Here is a 19,865-nt window from a genome sequence, read left to right as displayed (position 1 = left end):
TCGTTTCCAAACAAGAACATGGTGTACATAATCACTCCAGCCAGGGGGATAGGCCTCATACCGGAATGGGTAGAAGTTGGTCTGGCTAAGAGTATTTACAGCCGTGTGCAAAAAGTTGGAGTTAATTCCTTAACTTCAGGCAGATTATGTTCACTCTCGATGGCGGCTTCGGACCGATTGGGGCCTCGCCTGACCAAGCGCGCTCTCCCCAATGCAGCGTCCTCTCATCTAATCATTCCTCCCGCCGATAGCCTTTAATAACAGCCTCGTCTGGCCCTAGGCCCCGCTGGCGCTCGACTACACTTGCCCAGAAATCCCCGCTCCAGGAGCAGTTAGCGATGAAGATCCGCACCAAGGTCATAGGTTCGGGGTTGGTCAGTCTCTCTTTTGCGTTGTTGCTCGGCGGTATCGGTTTGTGGGGACATCACTCCATGACCGAGTCCCTGGCGGAGAACGAGACCAGTATTTCCGCCATGCGCAAGCACATGGAGGCGGACATGATGCATGACGCCATTCGTGCCGATGTGCTGGCCGCGTTGCTGGTGGCGCCGGGGGATGCGCAGGGGGCCAAGGAGGTCCTGGAAGGGTTTGACGAGCATTCGCAGCGGATGCGCAAGGTGATTGCCGAGAACGCCGAGGCGAACTTGCCCGCGGATATCGCCAAGGCGATCGTCGAGTTGAAACCCCAAGTCGATACCTACATCGATAAGGCCAAGCAGATCATCGGCAAGGTGCTGGGCGGTGCCCAGGATGTGCAAGCGTTGCGGACGGAGTTCAACGCCGCGTTTTCGGTGCTGGAGGAGCGCAACGAGGCCGTCAGCGAGCTGATCGAGAACCAGGCCCAGAACGCGCGTGAGCGTCAGGATGACAGTATTCAGTCTTCGGGCTACTGGCTGATCATGACCTTGCTGGCCACCTGCGTGGCGCTGGCGCTGCTTTCGTGGAACCTGCTGAAGGCGGTGCTGACGCCGCTGAACAAGATCATTCTCAACACCCAGGCGATTTCCCAAGGGGACTTGCAGCGCTCCATGGGCGCGCAAAGCAAGGATGAGCTCGGCCAGTTGCAAGGGGTGATTGAGCAGATGCAGATCAACCTGCGGCAGATGATCGCCACCATCCGCAACCAGAGCGACGAGCTGCACGGCACGTCACGGACCTTGGGCGATACGGCGCGGCAGATCGTCTCCAGCGCCGACCAACAGGCCCTGAGCGCCACCAGCATGGCCGCGAGCATGGAGCAGATGATGGCCAACATCAGCCAGATTCACCAGCATGCCGACAGCGCGCGGACGATTTCGGCGCAGTCCGAACAACTGGCGAGCAGTGGCGGGCAGGTGATCCTGGGTGTGGTGGAAGGCATGAGCCGGATCGCCGAGGTGGTGAACCAATCTTCCAGCAAGATCACCGCGCTGGATGCTTCATCCGAAGACATTCACTCCATCATCCAGGTGATCAAGAGCATTGCCGAGCAGACCAACCTGCTGGCGCTCAACGCCGCCATCGAAGCCGCCCGGGCCGGCGAGGCCGGGCGCGGTTTTGCGGTGGTGGCCGACGAAGTGCGTAACCTGGCGGCGCGCACCACCCAATCCACCCAGGAAATCACGGCGATGATCGAGCGCATCCAGTCCAGCGCCCGGGATGCCGTGGCGAACATGCAGGCGTGCGTGAGCCGCGTGGACGAGGGCGTGAACCTGGCGCAACAGGCCGGGGTGTCCATCAGCGAGATCCGCACCGGCGCCCGGCATGCCGCCGAGGTGGTGGAAGAGATTTCCCAGACCATCGCCGAGCAATCCAAAGCCAGCGACGAGATGGCCCAGCGGGTGGAGTCGATTGCCGAGCAGTCCCGGGAAAACACCCGTTCGATCCACAACCTGACGCAAACGGCGGATCAGTTGAACAACGCCGCGGGGTCGATGCAGTCTTCGGTGCAGCAGTTCAAGATCTGAGCATTCGCGGCCATCGCTGCATTTCATCCGGTTTCCCAGGGTTGGACATCGGAGCAATCAACCCGCTCATTGGGAGCGCGACGAAACAAGCGCAGGACGTTTCGTCGCGCCAAGGGCACACCACCGTATTTATTGGCCTCGCCCACCATCATCCGGGCAAAAAACCCAAATCCTGCGTAAGCTTCTATCCATTGCCTGGCACAGGCTTGCCCTGCAAAACCGCGACAACCGTGGCAAGGTAGACGGTGATCGCCGCAGGCACTGCCTGTCCCGGGCCGAGTGCACAACAATAGCGAGCCCACTTAAGCAGAGGGCATTACCTCATGGATAGCAGAACCCTACGCAACCTCATGCGCATCGTGCAGACCGGCTCGTTGTCGGCAGCGGCCGAACATTCGTGCCTCACGGTGCAGGCCCTGGCGGCGCAGTTGAACAAGGTCGAGGAGCAATTTGGCTTCCGCTTGTTCCGGCGCTCGAACAAGGGCCTGACGTTGACCAGCCAAGGCTCGGAACTGACCCCCTTCATGGATCAGGTACTGGTGGCCACGCGCCAGCTGGAGGAAAAGGTCGCGGCACTGAAAAAACCCCGGCAACGCACGCTGAAAGTGGCGCTGAACACCACCCTGCCGGCGGAATTCAACCGGCGGATGATCGACCGCTTGATCGCCGTGTTCCCCCAGTACCAACTGGAATTCAGCTACGCGGAGTCGATGGAGAACCTGAGCAAGCTCAAGAACGAGGATTTTGACCTGGCGATCCTGATCGGCGCGCAACAGAGCAGCTTCTCGACCATCGCCATGCCGGACGTGCAGGTGCGGGTGGTCGGCGCCCATTGTGGCGACGAAGACGACTCCCTTGGCTTGCTCGGCGACAAGTTTCAGGTGCGTCCGGCCGAAGAATGCCCCTATTCCCACAGTTTCCTGCGCTTTCTCGACGCGGGACTGGGCGAATACGGGACGAGCCAGCGCATGGTCTACTCCTGCAGTGAAACACTGACCCTGTCGTTGATCACCCAGTTGGATGGGCTGGGGCTGGTGTCCCGGGAAGCGGCGCTGCGCAATGGCCTGGCGATTTTCCCGGACTTCGAGGATTTCCTCGAGGTGCGCCTGGCGGTGAACAATCCCGAGTTGTCTGGCCAGGCGCTGCATGACGTGGTCGACCTGACGCTACAGGAACGAACCGAGCGCGATGTACGCCGCCGTGCCCACCGCCACACTGAGAAACAGGTTGCGGCTGAAGTACGCACATAACAGCGTCGGAATCGCGGCGTAGAACTCCGGGCGGTCGAGTTGTATCTGCTGATCCTTGATCAACAGCGGGGTGAGGCTGATGGCAGCGACGATCGCCACCGGCAGGTACTCAAGGGCACGGGCGATGAACGGTGGCCAGTGCTCGGTATTGACCTGCAACGGCAGTGCGCGCGGCAGGAAGGTCACGGCCATCATCAGCGCCACGACCAGGATCAGGAACGTTTGGTCAGGCATACGCCCACCCCGCAGCCAACGAACGTGGCAATGAAGACATTGAACGGCGAACTGCCCAGCAGGCTCAGCACGCCCATGCAGGCCACGGCGGCCAGGGCAGCGATCAGCTTGTTACGGGTGTTGCACAGCGAGACCAGGACGTAGAGCATCATCGCGGTCAGGGCATAGTCGAGCTGGTACTTGATCAGATGCGCCGCGTACTGCGCGCACACGGCTCCCAACAGGCCGCCCAACACCCAGGAGGTGTGGCAAAACAGGTTGAAGCCAATCAGGTAGCGCAAGCTGACCGGCGCCCCGCTGCCCAGCTTGACGCTGTGGAAGGCGAACGATTCGTCCGTCAGCCCCGCCGCGTAGCACCAGCGCTCGAAACGGCTCAGCCCCAGCGCACGCAACGCCTTGGCCATGTACACCGACATCAGCATGTGCCGGGCGTTGATCAGGAAGGTGGTGAGCACGATGGTGGTGAGTGACGCACCGCTGGAAATCAGGGCCAACGCGGCAAATTGCGACGCGCCAGCGTAGACGAACAGGCACATCGCCACCGGCAGCCACAAGGGTAAGCCGGCGTTGACCGCCATCAGACCGAACACAAACGAAACCGTAAAATAACCCGCTACCACCGGACTGGCTTCAGCAAAGGTACGCGAGGCTTGTGGTTCGACCGCCAGCGGCTGGCTGGAAGTCTTGTTCATAAATCCCTCTCGAAGGTGATCTCGCCCCGGGGTTCGCAAAAACCCTGGGCCGCCCAGAAACGCTTGCCGGCCAGATTAGCATCGTCGACAAAAAGGAACATGCGCAGCACGCCGACCCGCTTCATGTCGGCCGAAGCCGCTTCCACCAGGCGCTGGCCCAGGCCCTTGGTGCGATGCAACGGGCTGACCGCCAGGTGATTGATCGTGCCACGGGTGCCCAGCATGCCGCCGATCACCGCGCCCACGACCTCGCCGGCCGTATCGACGGCCAGGTACGCGGTGGTGGTTTCCTGCAGCAATACTCCCCGCAGGAACCGGGCATCCTGCCATTCGCAGAACGACACTTCATCGAACCCGCGAAAAAACCGCTCCATTCGTTCGGCATCCCTGACCATGGCCCGGCGCAACAGGACCTGCTGCGCCGGATCCTCCATGGGTTCCAGCCATTCAGCGAACAATGTCGAAAGCGGTCCCGGGCCGCGAGAAGGAAATCGCCAGGATCTGCCGGTAGGCCATTTCATGGCTGTGGACGTTACGGGCCGGGGTCACGTAATGGCGCATGTCGCGATCGAGGAAGAACGTCGTGTCGAGGATGTCCTCGTAGGTCGTCGCCGCCAGTTGTTCTTGCTGGGCGGTGTACAGACGGCTTTCGGCGCCCGCTACATTGTTCCGGCCCCAGAAGTGCACGCCGCTGAACGGATAGCCATCGCAGTGGATGCCTTCGGGGGTGATTTCCAGTTGCTTGCCCGGCTTGATCTCGATGCGGATCTGATGGATCTGGCATTGCCAGATTTCATCGTGCAGCTCCGGGGGCAGGACGTTCTTGTACACCTCGAAGTCCGTGTCGATCAGGCTGCGCATCACCGGCGAGTTGATGACTTCATTGGAGAAGTCCTGGAAATGCCGCTCCAAGCCGCCGACGTAACTGTTGTTGGCCTTGGACTGGATATAAGCCCGGTGCTCGAGCTGCTTGAGCTCGCGGGTGGTGGGGTTGTATTCAAAGTCACTGTAGCGGCGAAAACGCATGCCTGACTCGGCCTGGCCGTAGTAGCTGTCGGGCTCCATGTTTTCCCAGCTTTTGGTCAGCCGGACAAAATCGCCGAAATGACCGTAGAGGTTGAAGTCGCCACCGCGAACATTGACGTATTTGTCACGTCTTAGCGCTTCGCCCACTTCCCTGTTCAGAACGATCATTTTTCATAGGTCTCCACTGCATTGAGCGGCCTAATCTAGTAGGTGCAGGATTTACGTCCATGAGAAAGAATTTGAGGCATTTCAAGCCGTGCTTGAAACGAAGGCAGAAATGAAATTAGTAGGACTTTTTCTCGGGTAAAAAGCGCTTTTAAAGGGTTTTTTTAACCCTATCCCACCCAAAAACACCCGAACCCGACAATGGGCTTACCCATAAAAATGACGAGGGAGCGTGCTCTCGCCTGCCTGCACGACGCCCCAGACGGGGTGGTGATGCAAACCGGCGGGAACACGCTCCCTCGCCACGCTACGGGCCCAGGTCTCAGGCCCTTGTCACGCCATCAGAAGACGTTGATCGGGTAGTCCACGAACACCCGCAGCTCGTTGCCGCTGACGTTGTACTCGCTGGACTTCTGCGACACGCGCAGCACCGAGCTGCGCAGGCGCACGCTCAAGTCCTTGGCCGGGCCGCTTTGGACCACGTACTTGAACTGGTTGAAGATCTCGCGCTCGGTGCCGCCTTCGCTGGTGGACGTGGTGATGTTGTCGCCACGCACGTAGGCGACGTTGTAGCTCAGGCCCGGTACACCGAAGGTGGTGAAGTCCAGGCCGTAGCCCAACTGCCAGCTGCGTTCGTCTTCGGCGTTGAAGTCGGACCAGTAGGAGTTCGCCAGGTAGATGGTATTGCCGCCGTCGCCCACGCGGTTCTGGCCGCGCTGGTAGCCGCCATAGGCGTAGCCGAGGTTGCTGTCGCCGGTGCTGCGCTGGTGAGCGAGGGTGAAGCTGTGCGGGCCAGTGGCGAAAGTGGCGGCCAGGCTCCAGATCTTGTTGTCATCGCCCGTGACGTTGTTTTCACGCACGTAGCTGTTGTCCAACTTGGTGCGGTAACCGTTGAAGTCCAGGGTCAGGGACTGATCCTTGGCCAGCGGGAACACGTAGTTGGCGTTCACGTACTGCTTCTTCAACACGTCCTCGACGTCCGAGGCGTAGAGCGATGCCTTGAACTGTTCGGTGAACTGATAGCTGCCGCCCAAGACGTTGATCGACTTCAAGCCGCCACTGTCGCGGCCTTCGGCGCTCTTGCGCGACTCGGCGGTGAAACGGCCGGCATTGAGTTCCAGGCCTTTGATCTCCTTGGAGGTGATCAATGTACCGGTGTAGCTTTCCGGCAGCAGGCGCCCGTTGTCGTAGCTCAGCACCGGCAGGGCCGGCATCTGGTCGCCGTAGGCCAGCACGGTGTTGGAGACGCGGAATTTGACCGCGGCACCGAACTTGGACAGGTCATCGGCGGCGTTGCCGCTGTCGCCCTGCTTGAAGAAGTCGATGCCCTGTGCGCCGCTGCGCCCCTTGCCGCCGTCCAGGCGCAAGGCGTACAGGCCGAATGCATCGACGCCGACTCCCACGGTGCCCTGGGTGAAACCGGACGAGAACGTACCGATGACCCCTTGGCCCCATTCGGCCTTGTCCTGGTTGCCGTTCTTATAGTCGCGGTTGATGTAGGCGTTGCGCAGCAGCACTTTCAGGCTGCTGTCTTCGACGAACCCCTTGGACTCGGCCTGGTCGTTGGCCATGGCCTGCGTCGTGCTCAAAATCCCCAGTGCGATCAAACCGATGCGCGTGTTCAACATGATTATTTTCCTTGTATGGGTTGATACGCACTGCGACCGGCAGCCGAAACGGCGCTTTTTGCGCTCTTTTTCGGACTCTTGCTCCTGAAATAATGAAAAGGCCCGCCCACGCGTCAACGTGTCGGGCCTTTTTATTATTTAAGAGTCATGGCTGTTAGCCACAGGCGTGGGGCGAATCCTAGTCGCGCCCTCGACAACGTGTCAATTTCGTGAATCGTCTGTCATTAGGCAAAAAATGTCTAAGAACCACTCAAGGTGAACAGCCGTACAGACCGCAGACCAGCGCCGAAGCCGCCGACTGGGTAAAAACGGCGGGCACAAAAAAAGCGCTGCCATCCCGGCCAGCGCTTTTTATCAATCCTTCGAATTCTATCCTTGCATGACATCCCACAGCGCTTGCAGCTCGGCCTCGCTGAAAAGCCCGGCCGGGTAGCGCTCCACGATCATTCGGCGTGGATCAGGTTCCCTGACCTGACGCGTTCCGTTGGACTTCAACCACTGCGCCAACGCTTGAAGCGACTCACCATTGACGGCCAAGGGATGGCATGTGCGCTCGCTTATCATATTCATTCCAGCGCCCTCTCCTGGTTGATGAGCGGCCAATTTATCCAAGGTTTATGACAAAACAACTCAGTTCTCTCCCCAGAACTGCGAGAGCACTGATACAAGAGGTATGCCAATGTATCCGCAGTGCCAATAAACAGGCACAAAAAAGCCCGCGCCCCCAATCGGGCCGCGGGCTTGCCGGGATGGATCCAAAAGCGCCGGTCTAGAGCCGGCGCGGTGGATGTCACCGCGCTGTTACATCGCCACTCATTTTGTCCGCGCAGCGGGCTGTTGTTGGGTAAGGCAATGAATATTCCCGCCCCCCAGTAACAGTTCGCGCCCTGGCACCATGACAACTTCGTGCTGCGGAAACAGCTTCTGCAGGAGCTCCCGGGCCGGGGCATCCTGCGGATCGTCAAAACTCGGCGCAATGATGCCGCCGTTGACGATCAGGAAGTTCACGTAGGAACCGGCCAGCCGCACCGTCGGGTTGCGTTCCTGGGAGCCTTGCGCCGCGTCCACGCCAGCGCACTCTTCTTCGGTGGCATACAGCGGGCCAGGGATCGGCATCTTGTGCACGATGAACGGGCGCCCCTTGGCGTCCGTGCTGTCTTGCAGCACATTCATGGCGGCGTGGCAGCGGCTGTAGTTCGGGTCCTGCGGGTCGTCGGTCCAGGCGAGCAACACTTCGCCGGGGCGCACGTAGCAGCAGAAGTTATCCACATGGCCGTCGGTCTCGTCGTTGAACAAGCCGTCGGGCAGCCAGATGATCTTGTCCACAGCCAGTTGCGCACTGAGCACCGCCTCGATTTCCTCGCGGCTCAAGTGCGGGTTGCGATTGCGGTTGAGCAGGCATTCCTCGGTGGTGATCAACGTGCCTTCGCCATCGACGTGGATCGAACCGCCTTCCAGGACAAACCCTTCGGTGCGATAGCGCGGGCTGCGTTCGATCTCCAGGACCTTGCTGGCCACTTGCGCGTCACGGTTCCACGGCGCGTACAGGCCACCGTCGAAGCCGCCCCAGGCGTTGAAGTCCCAGTCGACGCCGCGCACTTCACCGCTGTCGTTGATGACGAACGTCGGGCCGGTATCGCGAATCCAGGCATCGTCGCTGGACATTTCCACCAGGCGGATATTCGGCACGTCGAGGCGCGCCCGGGCATTTTCGTACTGGGCCGCGGATACCGCCACGGTCACCGGCTCGAAACGGGCGATCGCCTTGGCCACCGCGATGTGAGCCGCCTGTGCGGGCTTGCCGCCCAGGCGCCAGTTGTCCGGGCGCTCGGGCCAGATCATCCAGACCTGGGTCTGGGTCGCCCACTCGGCCGGCATGTGGAAACCATCCGCGCGAGGCGTGCTGTGCAAAGTTGTCATGAATCAGGACTCCGCTGAGTCATCGAGGGCAATGGGGGACTTTATAGACGATAAAAATCGGCTTTAAAAGCGTAAGCCATCTGAAATATCAAAATAAACGCAACTCAATGTCGACAAAAATCGATAAATAACTGAAAACCCCATGGGAGCGAGCCGGCTCGCAAAAGCGCTGCCTTCGCGAGCGGGCTCGCGCCCACAAGGGTTACCGGCGTACTCGCCTAGAGCCCTTCATCCAGCACCTTCTCCAGCATGTCGACGAAGAAATCCACGCTCTGACGGGTGGTCACCATGGGCGGCTTGATCTTGAGGATATTCAAGTAGTCGCCGGTCGGTTGCATGAAGATTCCCAACTCGCGCAGGCGGTTGCACAGCGCCGTGGTTTCTTCGGTGGCCGGTTCCAGGGTGGCGCGGTTGCGGATCAGTTCCACGCCCAGGTAGAACCCCGAGCCGTGCACCGCGCCGACCAACGGATAGCGCTCGATCAAGGCTTCGAGGCGCGCCTTGAAATGCCCGCCGACCATCCGTGCGTTTTCCCAGAGGTCTTCCTCTTCCATCACGTCCAGGACGGCCATGCCGATGCGGCAACTGACAGGGCTGCCGCCGGCGGATGAGAAGAAATAACCCTCGACCTCCAACGCCTCGGCGATTTCCCGGCGGGTGATGACCGCGCCCAGCGGCTGGCCGTTCCCCATGCCCTTGGCCATGGTGATGATGTCGGGCACCACGCCCTGCTCTTCGAAGCCCCAGAAAAACTCGCCCATGCGCCCATAGCCGACCTGCACCTCGTCAGCGATGCACACCCCGCCGCGCTCGCGCACCAACTCGTAGACGCGCTTCAGGTAGCCGGGCGGAAGGGCAATGCCGCCGGCGTTCCCGTAGACCGGCTCACAGATGAAACCGGCCAATTGGCGCCGGCTTTCGGCGATTTTCGCCAGGTTGTGCTCGACGCTGCGTACGTAGTCCGGCGCACTGTCAGGGCCCCGGAACTCACCGCGATAGGTGTTCGGCGCGGTGACCGGGTGCACCCAGTCCGGGCGGCTGCTCAAGGCCTGGGGGTTGTCGGCGATGGACGTCGACACCGCATCGGCCGCCACCGACCAGCCGTGATAGGCCTCCAGCACGCTGAGCATGTCGCGCCCGCCGCTGTAGGCCCAAGCCAGGCGGATCGCCAGGTCATTGGCCTCGGTACCGCTGTTGACCAGGAACACCCGGTCCATGTTCGAGGGCGCCAACGCCAGCAGGCGCTCGGAAAACTCGGCAATCGCCGCATAGTGAAAGCGCGAGTTGGTGTTGAGCAGCGACCACTGCCGCGCGGCCACCGCCGCCATGCGTGGGTGACCGTGCCCCAGCACCGCGACGTTGTTGAGCATGTCGAGGTAGGAACGCCCCTGCATGTCGATCAAGTGGTTGCGCCAGCCGCGCTCGATGCGCGGTGGGTCGACGTAATAATGCTTTTGCGAACGGGCGAAGCTGGCGTCCCGGCGAGCCAGCAGTGCTTCGGGATCGATCTCCGGCTCGGCATCGCAAGCCAGCCCCAGCAGCGCCGCCGGCGAAGGACACAACGCCTGCCAGGCCGCCGCCCTGGAGGGCGTGCAGAACAGCGGTGGATTCAACCCGGCGCCCCGACACAACTGCACCCGCAACGGTCCGCTCACCTCGCCCAGCACCTGGCCCTTGACCAGCGCCGCGCCGGCATGCAGCGGCGAGGTCACGCCCCACAGCCGCAGGCTCAACGATGCACCGTCCAATTGCAGGAGGCCGTCGGCGCCGAGGTGCACGACCCCGGCGAACGGCGATTCTAGCGACGAGCCCTGCGGGACATTCAGCTCCACGTGCAACGGATACGTATCCGGCTCGACGGCGCTGTCGGGCCGCGTGCGGGACAACCGATACTGGCCGTAGCGGCTGGCAGCCAGCCCATGAACAGCGGCAGCCTCGCTCAACAGGCGCTGGTCGATGCCCGGTTGCTCCCAGTTGCCCGCCTCGAAATGCGGGCTCAGCACGCCCAGGTCGATCAGCGCGAATTCACGCCCCACCAGGGTCGGCAGCAACGGCGCAAAGCCTTCGCTGGCGATGGGCGCCAGGTTGTGGCCAACGGCGCTGAGAATCGCCGCCTCCATCAGGTCGAGGGGCACCGAGTGGGCGACGCGGAAAATTTCCCACTCATGGGCCAGGTTGTCGCGGCTGTATTGGTTACCCGGATCGATGGCGACCTGCTGTTCACCACTGAGCACCAGGACGGCTGCTCGCGAGACGATCAACGGCCACAACGCCAACAGTTCTTCGCGCTGCAACGGGTTGACCGCGTGATAAGCCTGGATCGCTGGCAGGATGAAAAACGGATCGCCATCGGCGTGGTGCAGCAGGGCCGCACAGGTCACCGACAGGTCCGTGATGCGCCAGGTGCGGACCAGGTCGCCAAAGTCGATGACGCCCTGCAATTGCCACTGGCGCTGGGCATCCCGCTGCCAGACCACGTTGTCATCGGTAATATCCATGTGGATCGCCTGCACCGGCAGGCTGGCCTTGAGCGGTTGCAAGCGACGCTCGGCCTGTTGCGCGATGTCGGCAATCAGGCTGCGCTGCGCGTCATCCTGGATCACCGGCAACAGGTGTTCGATCAGCGTGTGGGCGTGGCGGGCGTCCCATTGCAGGGTGCGCTCCAGGCCGGCGTGGTCGAACGTGGCCAGGGCCTGGTCGATCTGTGCACACAAACGCCCCAGCCCTTTCACCAAGCCGGGCTCCAGGTGCTTGAACTGCGTCAGTGGCTGGCCGTCGATGTATTCCAGCAACCGGACATGCACCCCTTGCCCCTCGACGTCGAGCGTCAGGAGGTCCTGGCCATTGTTGGCGGCAATCACCTGCGGCACTTTCACCGCGCCGTGGTCGGCCAGATGCCTGAGCGCCGCGTGTTGGGCCTCAAGCTCCCGCACCGCGTAGTCACCGTGGCAGATCTTCAGCACGAACCGCCCGTGCCCGGTGTCGACGCGGTAATTGAGGTCTTGCTGGCTGCCAAGGGGTCGCAGGTCACCGCTGAGTCCATAATTTGCGCGCAACAGCACCGACACTTGTGCGGCGCTGATCTGTGGGCTTGGCAAACTGGCACGGTGAACCAACGTAGCGAGCGGCATACAACAACCCCTTAGGTGGTTTTATCGGATGCCTATCACGCCACTGAGTCGGGGGATAAGCAACCCCTATCGCATTTGAAGCGACGGCGCTCCCAGGCCCCGAGAGCCCCTCACGACTGGCGCCCGCTCCAGGCGAATGTCCGGGGGAGCGCGACGTAGCGCGTTGCAACAGTGTCTTGCTGGACAACCGTAGGCATAATGCGCTTGTCCCCACAGGCGCCTGATGCTCATGAACTCCACCCTTCCCCGCAGACCCCGTTGGCGCAGCCTGGCCTTGCTTGCGCTGTGCCTGGCGCCGTTGTTGTGGCCGCTGGAGCATCTGGCCGAGCGTTATTACCGCAGCGAACTGGCCGGGCAGAACCGCCAGACCCTGGACCTCTACGTCGCCAACCTGCTGGGCACCCTGCACCGCTACGAGGTACTGCCGCAGATCCTCGCCGACCTGCCGGCGTTGCGCGCCGCGCTGTCGGCCCCGGACGACGGGGTCACCCAAGGCAATGCCAACCGGCTGCTGAAAAACATCAGCACCCAGACCGGCGCCGAAGTCATGTACCTGATGGACGCCAACGGCAAGACCCTGGCGGCTTCGAACTGGGATAAGCACGACAGCTTCGTCGGCCGCAACTTCGCGTTCCGCCCGTACTACATCGAGGCCATGGCCGGACGCCTGGGGCGCTTCTTCGGCCTGGGCACCACCTCGGCCAAGCGCGGTTACTTCTTCGCCGCCGCGGTGCGCGATCGCGAAAAAGTCATTGGCGTGCTGGTGGTCAAGGTCGACCTGGACCACACCGAAAGCCTGTGGGGCAAAACCCCGGAACAACTCTTGGTTACCGATCACAACGGCGTGGTCATTCTCACGTCGCGGCAAGACTGGCGCTTTCGCGCGACGCGTCCCTTGAGCGAGGACGAACGCAAGGCCATCAGCGCCGTGCAGCCCTATCCGACCCGCGATCCCAAACCACTGAACCTGGATGACAACGCCTGGCTGACCCAGACCCAGTCCATCGAGGAGACGGGCTGGAGCGTGAGCATCCTCGCCCCGCGCACGTTGATCGACCGACCGGTGCGCACAGTGCTCACGATCGGCGGTGCGGCGCTGCTGGTGTTGATGCTGCTGCTTGGGCTGATGATGCAGCGTCGGCGCCATTATCTGGACCGGATCGCCTTCGAAGCCAAGGCGCGTCACCAACTGGAAGGTCGGGTCGCCGAGCGCACCAGCGACCTGGAAGGCCTGAACCGGCGGCTCAAGCAGGAAGTGCTGGAGCGCGAGCAGGCCCAGCAGGAGCTGGTGCGGGCCCAGGATGACCTGGTGCAGGCCGGCAAATTGTCGGCCCTGGGCACCATGTCGGCGAGCATCAGCCACGAACTCAACCAACCGCTGGCGGCGATCCGCAGCTACGCCGAAAACGCCGAGATCCTGCTCGACCACCAGCGCACCGACGACGCCCGGGGCAACCTCAAGCTGATCAGCGAGCTGACCGGGCGCATGGCCTCGATCATCGCGCACCTGCGCGCGTTCGCCCGCCGCGACCGCCACGCCCCGGAAAGCGTTGCCTTGCAGCCGGCGCTGGACGACGCGCTGGCGCTGCTCGCCAAGCGCCGCCGCAGCATGGAGGTGGAGTTGATTCGCGACTTGCCGGCCGCGACGCTCTGGGTCGAGGCCGGGGAAACCCGCCTGCGCCAGGTCCTGGGCAACCTGTTGGCCAACGCTCTCGACGCCCTCACCGAGAAAGGCCCGCCGCGCAAACTTTGGCTCAGTGCACAGGCCACCGAAACCGGCGTCAACCTGTACATCCGCGATAACGGCCCGGGGTTCTGCATGGAAGCCCTGGGCCGCGCCGGCGAACCCTTCTATACCACCAAGACCCGGACCCAGGGCCTTGGCCTGGGGCTGGCAATCTGCGACACCTTGATGCGCGCCTTCGGGGGCGAACTGTCGTTCGCCAACCACAAGGAGGGCGGCGCCTTGATCACCCTGAAGCTGCGCGCCGGCGCGCCCGGAGTGAGCCTGCAACCGTCCGAGGACCGTAGTGTATGACCATCGATAACCGGATTGAGGTGGTGCTGATCGACGACGATCCCCACCTGCGCCAGGCCTTGAGCCAGACCCTCGACCTGGCCGGACTGAAGATTTTGCCCCTGGCCGAGGCCAAGGGCGTGGCCGGGCAATTGCCCCGTGATTGGCCTGGCGTGGTGGTCAGCGATATCCGCATGCCGGGCATGGACGGCCTCGAACTGCTGAGCGAGCTGCACGCCCAGGATCCGGAGCTGCCGGTGCTGCTGATCACCGGCCACGGCGACGTGCCGCTGGCGGTGCAGGCGATGCGTGCCGGGGCCTACGACTTCCTGGAGAAACCCTTCGCCAGCGACCACCTGCTCGACAGCGTGCGCCGTGCCCTGTCCTTGCGTCGGCTGGTACTGGAAAACCGTAGCCTGCGCCTGGCCCTGAGCGATCGGCACGAGCTCAGCGCCCGGCTGGTGGGCCAGTCGACGCCCATATTGCGCCTGCGCGAACAGATCGGCGCATTGGCGGCCACCCGCGCCGACGTGCTGATCCTGGGTGAAACCGGCGCCGGCAAGGAAGTGGTCGCCCGCGCTCTGCACGACCTCTCGGCACGCCGCAACGGCCCCTTCGTGGCGATCAACGCCGGAGCCCTGGCCGAATCGGTGGTGGAGAGCGAATTGTTCGGCCACGAGCCCGGCGCGTTCACCGGCGCGCAGAAACGCCGCATCGGCAAGTTTGAATTCGCCAACGGCGGCACGCTGTTTCTCGACGAAATCGAAAGCATGAGCCTGGACGTCCAGGTCAAGCTGCTGCGCCTGCTGCAAGAACGCATGGTGGAGCGGTTGGGGGGCAATCAGCAGATCCCGCTGGATATCCGCGTTATCGCCGCCACCAAGGAAGACCTGCGCCAAGCCGCTGACCAGGGACGTTTTCGCGCCGACCTGTACTACCGCTTGAACGTCGCGCCGCTGCGCATTCCACCGCTGCGCGAGCGAGGCGAAGATGCCCTGGTGCTGTTCCAGCACTTTGCCAACGAGGCCAGCGCCCGCCACGGCCTGCCGCCCCACGAATTGCAGCCGGCGCAGCGGGCGCTGCTGCTGCGTCACAGTTGGCCAGGCAACGTGCGCGAACTGCAGAACGCCGCCGAACGCTTTGCCCTGGGCCTGGAACTGGCCCTGGACAACAGCGCGCCGGACGGCAGTCCCGGCGAACCGGTCGCGATGGTCAGTGGCGGCTTGAGCGAACAGGTGGAAAACTTCGAGAAGACCCTGATCGCCGCCGAGCTGGCGCGTCCCCACAGCTCGGTCCGCAGCCTCGCCGAAGCCCTGGGCATCCCGCGCAAGACCTTGCACGACAAGCTGCGCAAGCACGGGTTGAGCTTCGGCGACACTAGCCACGGCGCCGCCGACGAAGCCGATTGAGACATCGGCGTTACCGCCACCTTCCTGTCCCGCCAGAGGCCCCTCGATGAACCGCGACACGCGTTACCTGGAATCGATTCTGCACCACGACATCCCGCTGACACGGGACATGGGCCTGGAAGTCGTCGATTGGCAGGCCCGGCAACTGCGGTTGTTCCTGCCACTGGACGCCAACGTCAATCACAAGAGCACCATGTTCGGCGGCAGCCTGTATTGCGGCGCGGTGCTCGGCGGCTGGGGCTGGCTGCACCTGGCCCTGCGCGAGGAAGGCATCGAGGACGGGCATATCGTGATCCAGGAAGGGCAGATCAGCTATCCGCTGCCGGTCACCGGCGATGCGAGCGTGATTTGCGACGCGCCGCAGGAAAACACCTGGAAACGCTTCCTCGCCACCTACCGCCGCCATGGCCGGGCGCGCATCGCCTTGCAGACGCGGGTGCTGAACACCGCGAGCAAGGACCCGGCGGTGCAGTTCGAGGGGCAGTACGTGTTGCATCGCTGACTTTGGCACCCTGCAACCCTGTGGTGAGGGGATTTATCCCCGTTGGGGCGCGAAGCGGCCCTGCTTTTTGGGACTGCTGCGCAGTCCAACGGGGATAAATCCCCTCGCCACAAAGAATGGAAGCGGCTAGGAACGCGCCAACTCCAACAATTTAGCCCGCCAGGCCGCCTTTGCCGGCAACGCCAGGAACGATGCATTGAGCAGCGACTCCCGCGGTGGGTAGCAGAACGGCTCGCCACTCAAGTCCAGCACCTCGCCACCGGCACCTTCCAGTACACCCTGGGCGGCGGCGGTGTCCCATTGAGAGGTCGGCGCCAGGCGTGGATAGCAATCCGCCGCGCCTTCGGCCACCAGGCAGAACTTCAACGAACTGCCGATGCTGGTCAATTGCAACTCACCCAGGCTGGCACTCAGGCCTTGCAACAGGCGCTCCTGCTCCGGACTGCTATGGCGACGACTGGCGACCACGGTAAAGGCCTCGCCCGGCGCCAGCGAGTTGCGCACCGCGACAGGCACGGGGTCATCGCCCTTGTCGCCGCGCCAGGCCCCGAGGCCCGCGCCACCTGCGTAGTAGCGGCCGGTGGTGGGCATCGACACCACGCCAAACACCACACGCCCTTGCTCAACCAGGGCGATGTTGACGGTGAACTCCTCGCTACCGGAAATGAATTCCTTGGTGCCATCCAGCGGGTCCACCAGCCACCAGCGTTGCCAACCGGCGCGCACATCCTGGGCGATATTGGCGTCCTCCTCGGACAAGATCGCAATGTCCGGGGCCAACGCCGCCAGCCCGGCGACGATCACATCGTGGGCAGCCATGTCGGCGGCGGTCACCGGCGACTCGTCGGCCTTCTGGGTGACTTGCACGTCAGCGCGCCAGAACGGCAGGATCGCCTCGCCGGCCTTGAGCGCCAGCGCCACCACGGGAGCCATCAGGGGATGAGGGAAATTCATGACAAAAAGGCTCCGCGTTGGGTCAGCAGGTCACGGGCCAGGTACAGCGCCGCCAGGGCACGCCCCTCGGTGAATTGCGGGTTTTGCGCCAGGGCCGAGAGTTCATGCAGGTTGACCTTGTCCACGCGCATCGGCTCGGGCTCATCGCCCTCCAGCCGTTCTTCGTACAGGTCGGTCGCCAACACCACCTGGATCTTCTGGCTCATGTAGCCCGGCGACAGCGACAGTTCGGTCAGGTGTTCCAACTGACGCGCGCCAAAGCCAGCCTCTTCCTTGAGCTCGCGCTCGGCCGCCGCCAGCACGTCCTCACCCGGCTCGATCAAGCCCTTGGGCAGGGACAGCTCATAGGCATCGGTGCCACCGCAATACTCTTCCACCAACACCGCATGGTCGGCGTCGAGCATCGCCACGATCATCACCGCGCCGTAACCCGCACCCTTGCTCGCCAGGCGTTCGTAGGTGCGCTCCACGCCGTTGGAAAAACGCAGCTTCAGCTCTTCCACACAGAACAGACGGCTGGTGGCGACGATGCGGCGATCGAGTATGGTGGGTTTCTGGCGCATATACGGCTCCCTGGGCGATAGCGGGCTACTATACCCGGCCTATTCTGATTGTTTGTGTCGGATATCCGATTACCGCTGGAGAAGTTTTATGGCCTTGCTGCCCTGGCACGAGATCGACACGGTGCTGCTGGACATGGACGGCACCTTGCTGGACCTGCATTACGACAACCATTTCTGGATGGAACACCTGCCCCAGCGCTACGCCGAACTGCACGGTGTGAGCCGGGCGATGGCCGAGATGGAGCTGCAACCGCTGTTCGAGCGCAACGCTGGCCAGTTGCAGTGGTATTGCCTGGATTTCTGGAGTACCGAGCTGAAATTGCCGGTGCGCGAATTGAAGCTGGAAACCGCTCACCTGATAGCCTTGCGTCCGGACGCCGATACCTTCCTGGCGGCCATCAAGCAGGCGGGCAAGCGGGTGGTGATGATCACCAATGCCCACCGCGACTCGCTGTCCCTGAAGTTGGAACGCATCGAGTTGGCGCCCTACTTCGAGCGCCTGATCAGCTCACACGACTACGGCTTCCCCAAGGAAAACCGGCAATTTTGGGACGCCTTGCAAGCCGACCTGAACTTCGACCCGGCCCGCAGCCTGTTCATCGACGACACCTTGCCGGTGCTGCGAAGCGCCCGGGATTTCGGCGTGGCGCACCTGCTGGCCGTCAGCGAACCGGACAGCCGCAAAGGGCCGAAGGACACGGGTGAATTCGCGGCGTTGGTGGATTACCGAACGCTCATCGAAGGGCTCTGACGCGATCAATGTGGCGAGGGCGCTTGCTCCCGCTGGACCGGGCTGGCGCTCCAATGCGCAGCGCTCTCCAAAAATGCGACTGCTACGCAGCCGAGCGGGAGCAAGCGCCCTCGCCACAGGTATCGGTTACTCAGGAATACGCAACACCTGCCCCGGATAGATCTTGTCCGGGTGCGACAGCAGCGGTTTGTTGGCTTCGAAGATCTTGTTGTACTTGTTCGCATCCCCGTACTCGGCCTTGGCGATCGCACTGAGGGTGTCACCTTTTTTCACCGTGACGAAACGTGCCGCCTGGGCCACCGGACCGGTGACGGTGATCTGGTCGTCGACACTGCCGACACCGGCGATATTGCCCACCGCCAACAGGATTTTTTCCTTCTCTTCCTGGCTTGCCACTTCACCGGTGACGGTGACGGTATCGCCTTCGATGGTGGCATGCACATTCGGATTACCGAGACCGACCTTGTTGATGTGTTCTTTCAACTGCTCGCTCGCATCAGCATTGCCAGGCGTCAGCAGGTCGATCAGCTTTTCACCTGCTTCCTTCACAAAGCTAAAAAGACTCATGGCACACGCTCCTTGATTAGGTATCCAGACGCCAAAGACTAGACCAAGCCAGGCGAACCCGACGCCAAGCCGACCAATGACCCCGTCACGCACAAGCGCTAGAATCCGAATCTTCCCGCGCGCTGGAGCGAAGATGGACATCAAGCAGCTGAAATTTCTCATCGCCCTGGATGAAACCCGTCATTTCGGCCAAGCCGCCGCCCGCTGCCACATCACCCAGCCCACCCTGTCGATGCGCCTGCGCAGCCTCGAGGAAGAACTCGGCCTGCCACTGGTCAACCGCGGCCAGCGCTTCGAAGGCTTCACTGCCCCGGGAGAGCGGGTGCTGGCCTGGGCACGCACGGTGCTGGCCGCCCATGACGGCCTGCTGGCGGAGGCGGCGGCCTGTCGCGGCAACCTGGCGGGTACGCTGCGCCTGGGCGTGGTGCCGTTGTCGGACTTCGACCCGCTGTCGATGATGCAGCGCCTGCACGACGAGCACCCCAACCTGCGTTTCGAATTGTCGTCCCTGAGCTCCGAACAGATTCTCGAACAACTGGCGAACAACCGCATCGACCTGGGCATTTCCTACCTGGAACGCCTGGACAACGAACGCTTCGAGGCCTTGCCCTTCAGCCAGACCCGCATGGGCCTGCTGTATGACCAGCGGTATTTCTTCTTCGGCGAACAGGCGCTGAGCTGGCAAGCGTTGATTGAACTGCCGTTGGGCATGCTCACCAGCGGCATGCATTTTCGCCAGTCCATCGACTACCACTTCCACAGCCGGGGCCTCACGCCGCAACCGCTGCTGCAAACCGACGCCGTGCATCAATTGTTGCAAGCGGTGCACGGCGGGCTGTGCTGCGCGGTAATGCCGCTGGACAGCGGCCTGGACGTCCTCACCGAAGACTTGCGCATCCAACCCATCGACAGCGCGCACACCCTGGTGCCGCTGGGGATGATCATGCGGCGTGGCGCCCCCCGCTCGGCGCTGGCGGAAGCCTGTTTCGCGCTCTATCAGAAATCAGCGACAGCTTCTTGATCGACGTCATCTATTGATAGATCAGTAATAGCGATTAGACGTGGCAGATTGCCGCATTTAGTCTTGTCACTATTCCACACATCGGTGAT

The 19,865-nt window shown here is 62.6% G+C and carries 18 protein-coding genes; 7 read left to right on the top strand and 11 right to left on the bottom strand.

Going from position 1 to position 19,865, the window contains the following annotated elements; all coding sequences use genetic code 11:
- The first annotated feature begins 338 nt into the window (after positions 1 to 338).
- Together KI241_RS01365 and KI241_RS01360 are read left to right on the top strand one after the other, a co-directional pair.
- Complete coding sequence (locus tag KI241_RS01365; protein WP_042730490.1) at positions 339 to 1,946, top strand: methyl-accepting chemotaxis protein; 1,608 nt, start codon at positions 339 to 341, stop codon at positions 1,944 to 1,946.
- Positions 1,947 to 2,269: 323 nt separating this feature from the next.
- The gene (locus KI241_RS01360) at positions 2,270 to 3,196 is read left to right on the top strand and encodes a LysR family transcriptional regulator (RefSeq protein ID WP_042730489.1); all 927 of its coding nucleotides are present in this window, start codon (positions 2,270 to 2,272) and stop codon (positions 3,194 to 3,196) included.
- On the opposite strand, the gene KI241_RS01355 is transcribed toward KI241_RS01360, so the two are convergent.
- The 8 genes from KI241_RS01355 to KI241_RS01320 form a co-directional block, all read right to left on the bottom strand.
- Positions 3,113 to 3,430 (bottom strand): AzlD domain-containing protein, encoded by a 318-nt coding sequence (locus KI241_RS01355; protein ID WP_042730488.1) that lies wholly within the window; start codon positions 3,428 to 3,430, stop codon positions 3,113 to 3,115. The genes KI241_RS01360 and KI241_RS01355 overlap by 84 nt on opposite strands.
- Entirely contained in the window at positions 3,409 to 4,122 is a 714-nt protein-coding gene (locus KI241_RS01350) for an AzlC family ABC transporter permease (RefSeq protein WP_042730487.1), read from the bottom strand. The genes KI241_RS01355 and KI241_RS01350 overlap by 22 nt, the downstream gene beginning before the upstream one ends.
- Positions 4,119 to 4,556, bottom strand: coding sequence for a GNAT family N-acetyltransferase (locus KI241_RS01345; protein WP_172679742.1), 438 nt, complete (start codon positions 4,554 to 4,556; stop codon positions 4,119 to 4,121). The genes KI241_RS01350 and KI241_RS01345 overlap by 4 nt, the downstream gene beginning before the upstream one ends.
- Before the next feature lie 13 nt (positions 4,557 to 4,569).
- Positions 4,570 to 5,316 carry a 2OG-Fe dioxygenase family protein gene (locus tag KI241_RS01340; RefSeq protein WP_042730486.1) on the bottom strand — a complete coding sequence of 249 codons (747 nt, stop codon included), beginning with the start codon at positions 5,314 to 5,316 and terminating at the stop codon, positions 4,570 to 4,572.
- A 338-nt stretch (positions 5,317 to 5,654) separates the two neighbouring features.
- Entirely contained in the window at positions 5,655 to 6,941 is a 1,287-nt protein-coding gene (locus tag KI241_RS01335) for an OprD family porin (protein WP_053148739.1), read from the bottom strand.
- A 369-nt stretch (positions 6,942 to 7,310) separates the two neighbouring features.
- On the bottom strand, positions 7,311 to 7,511 hold the full coding sequence (locus tag KI241_RS01330; protein ID WP_047736193.1) for a hypothetical protein: 201 nt from the start codon (positions 7,509 to 7,511) through the stop codon (positions 7,311 to 7,313).
- 243 nt (positions 7,512 to 7,754) lie between these two features.
- Complete coding sequence (gene aguA, locus KI241_RS01325; protein ID WP_047736194.1) at positions 7,755 to 8,861, bottom strand: agmatine deiminase; 1,107 nt, start codon at positions 8,859 to 8,861, stop codon at positions 7,755 to 7,757.
- A gap of 218 nt (positions 8,862 to 9,079) precedes the next feature.
- Positions 9,080 to 11,992, bottom strand: coding sequence for an aminotransferase (locus KI241_RS01320; protein WP_212803265.1), 2,913 nt, complete (start codon positions 11,990 to 11,992; stop codon positions 9,080 to 9,082).
- A 229-nt stretch (positions 11,993 to 12,221) separates the two neighbouring features.
- Between KI241_RS01320 and KI241_RS01315 the strand changes: the two genes are divergently transcribed.
- The 3 genes from KI241_RS01315 to KI241_RS01305 are packed head-to-tail and all read left to right on the top strand — an operon-like array spanning position 12,222 to position 15,920.
- Positions 12,222 to 14,030 (top strand): cache domain-containing protein, encoded by a 1,809-nt coding sequence (locus KI241_RS01315; RefSeq protein WP_042730491.1) that lies wholly within the window; start codon positions 12,222 to 12,224, stop codon positions 14,028 to 14,030.
- Positions 14,027 to 15,418, top strand: coding sequence for a sigma-54 dependent transcriptional regulator (locus tag KI241_RS01310; RefSeq protein ID WP_047736196.1), 1,392 nt, complete (start codon positions 14,027 to 14,029; stop codon positions 15,416 to 15,418). The genes KI241_RS01315 and KI241_RS01310 overlap by 4 nt, the downstream gene beginning before the upstream one ends.
- A gap of 46 nt (positions 15,419 to 15,464) precedes the next feature.
- Complete coding sequence (locus KI241_RS01305) at positions 15,465 to 15,920, top strand: YiiD C-terminal domain-containing protein (RefSeq protein ID WP_123578524.1); 456 nt, start codon at positions 15,465 to 15,467, stop codon at positions 15,918 to 15,920.
- 126 nt (positions 15,921 to 16,046) lie between these two features.
- On the opposite strand, the gene cysQ is transcribed toward KI241_RS01305, so the two are convergent.
- On the bottom strand, positions 16,047 to 16,874 hold the full coding sequence (gene cysQ / locus KI241_RS01300) for a 3'(2'),5'-bisphosphate nucleotidase CysQ (protein ID WP_212803264.1): 828 nt from the start codon (positions 16,872 to 16,874) through the stop codon (positions 16,047 to 16,049).
- Positions 16,871 to 17,437: an ADP compounds hydrolase NudE gene (gene nudE / locus KI241_RS01295; protein ID WP_212803263.1), complete on the bottom strand. Its 567-nt coding sequence runs from the start codon at positions 17,435 to 17,437 to the stop codon at positions 16,871 to 16,873. Before nudE ends, cysQ begins: the two co-directional genes overlap by 4 nt.
- Positions 17,438 to 17,525: 88 nt before the next feature.
- On the opposite strand from nudE, the gene yrfG reads away from it, so the two are divergent.
- Positions 17,526 to 18,188: a GMP/IMP nucleotidase gene (yrfG, locus tag KI241_RS01290; RefSeq protein WP_042729435.1), complete on the top strand. Its 663-nt coding sequence runs from the start codon at positions 17,526 to 17,528 to the stop codon at positions 18,186 to 18,188.
- A 126-nt stretch (positions 18,189 to 18,314) separates the two neighbouring features.
- Here yrfG and lysM read toward each other — a convergent pair whose 3' ends face one another.
- The gene (lysM, locus tag KI241_RS01285) at positions 18,315 to 18,755 is read right to left on the bottom strand and encodes a peptidoglycan-binding protein LysM (protein ID WP_047736200.1); all 441 of its coding nucleotides are present in this window, start codon (positions 18,753 to 18,755) and stop codon (positions 18,315 to 18,317) included.
- A 133-nt stretch (positions 18,756 to 18,888) separates the two neighbouring features.
- On the opposite strand from lysM, the gene KI241_RS01280 reads away from it, so the two are divergent.
- On the top strand, positions 18,889 to 19,776 hold the full coding sequence (locus KI241_RS01280; protein WP_042729433.1) for a LysR family transcriptional regulator: 888 nt from the start codon (positions 18,889 to 18,891) through the stop codon (positions 19,774 to 19,776).
- Positions 19,777 to 19,865 lie beyond the last annotated feature (89 nt).

Source organism: Pseudomonas sp. Cab53, from assembly GCF_018325965.1.
GTDB lineage: Bacteria > Pseudomonadota > Gammaproteobacteria > Pseudomonadales > Pseudomonadaceae > Aquipseudomonas > Aquipseudomonas chlororaphis_E.
This window is presented reverse-complemented; position numbering and strand designations above follow the sequence as displayed.

What these genes read in the sequence shown, in the direction of transcription:
- KI241_RS01365 (WP_042730490.1), top strand. Translation starts at nt 339, where the DNA reads ATGAAGATCCGCACCAAGGTCATAGGTTCGGGGTTGGTCAGTCTCTCT.
- KI241_RS01360 (WP_042730489.1), top strand. Translation starts at nt 2,270, where the DNA reads ATGGATAGCAGAACCCTACGCAACCTCATGCGCATCGTGCAGACCGGC.
- KI241_RS01355 (WP_042730488.1), bottom strand. Translation starts at nt 3,430, where the DNA reads ATGCCTGACCAAACGTTCCTGATCCTGGTCGTGGCGCTGATGATGGCC.
- KI241_RS01350 (WP_042730487.1), bottom strand. Translation starts at nt 4,122, where the DNA reads ATGAACAAGACTTCCAGCCAGCCGCTGGCGGTCGAACCACAAGCCTCG.
- KI241_RS01345 (WP_172679742.1), bottom strand. Translation starts at nt 4,556, where the DNA reads ATGGAGGATCCGGCGCAGCAGGTCCTGTTGCGCCGGGCCATGGTCAGG.
- KI241_RS01340 (WP_042730486.1), bottom strand. Translation starts at nt 5,316, where the DNA reads ATGATCGTTCTGAACAGGGAAGTGGGCGAAGCGCTAAGACGTGACAAA.
- KI241_RS01335 (WP_053148739.1), bottom strand. Translation starts at nt 6,941, where the DNA reads ATGTTGAACACGCGCATCGGTTTGATCGCACTGGGGATTTTGAGCACG.
- KI241_RS01330 (WP_047736193.1), bottom strand. Translation starts at nt 7,511, where the DNA reads ATGAATATGATAAGCGAGCGCACATGCCATCCCTTGGCCGTCAATGGT.
- aguA (WP_047736194.1), bottom strand. Translation starts at nt 8,861, where the DNA reads ATGACAACTTTGCACAGCACGCCTCGCGCGGATGGTTTCCACATGCCG.
- KI241_RS01320 (WP_212803265.1), bottom strand. Translation starts at nt 11,992, where the DNA reads ATGCCGCTCGCTACGTTGGTTCACCGTGCCAGTTTGCCAAGCCCACAG.
- KI241_RS01315 (WP_042730491.1), top strand. Translation starts at nt 12,222, where the DNA reads ATGAACTCCACCCTTCCCCGCAGACCCCGTTGGCGCAGCCTGGCCTTG.
- KI241_RS01310 (WP_047736196.1), top strand. Translation starts at nt 14,027, where the DNA reads ATGACCATCGATAACCGGATTGAGGTGGTGCTGATCGACGACGATCCC.
- KI241_RS01305 (WP_123578524.1), top strand. Translation starts at nt 15,465, where the DNA reads ATGAACCGCGACACGCGTTACCTGGAATCGATTCTGCACCACGACATC.
- cysQ (WP_212803264.1), bottom strand. Translation starts at nt 16,874, where the DNA reads ATGAATTTCCCTCATCCCCTGATGGCTCCCGTGGTGGCGCTGGCGCTC.
- nudE (WP_212803263.1), bottom strand. Translation starts at nt 17,437, where the DNA reads ATGCGCCAGAAACCCACCATACTCGATCGCCGCATCGTCGCCACCAGC.
- yrfG (WP_042729435.1), top strand. Translation starts at nt 17,526, where the DNA reads ATGGCCTTGCTGCCCTGGCACGAGATCGACACGGTGCTGCTGGACATG.
- lysM (WP_047736200.1), bottom strand. Translation starts at nt 18,755, where the DNA reads ATGAGTCTTTTTAGCTTTGTGAAGGAAGCAGGTGAAAAGCTGATCGAC.
- KI241_RS01280 (WP_042729433.1), top strand. Translation starts at nt 18,889, where the DNA reads ATGGACATCAAGCAGCTGAAATTTCTCATCGCCCTGGATGAAACCCGT.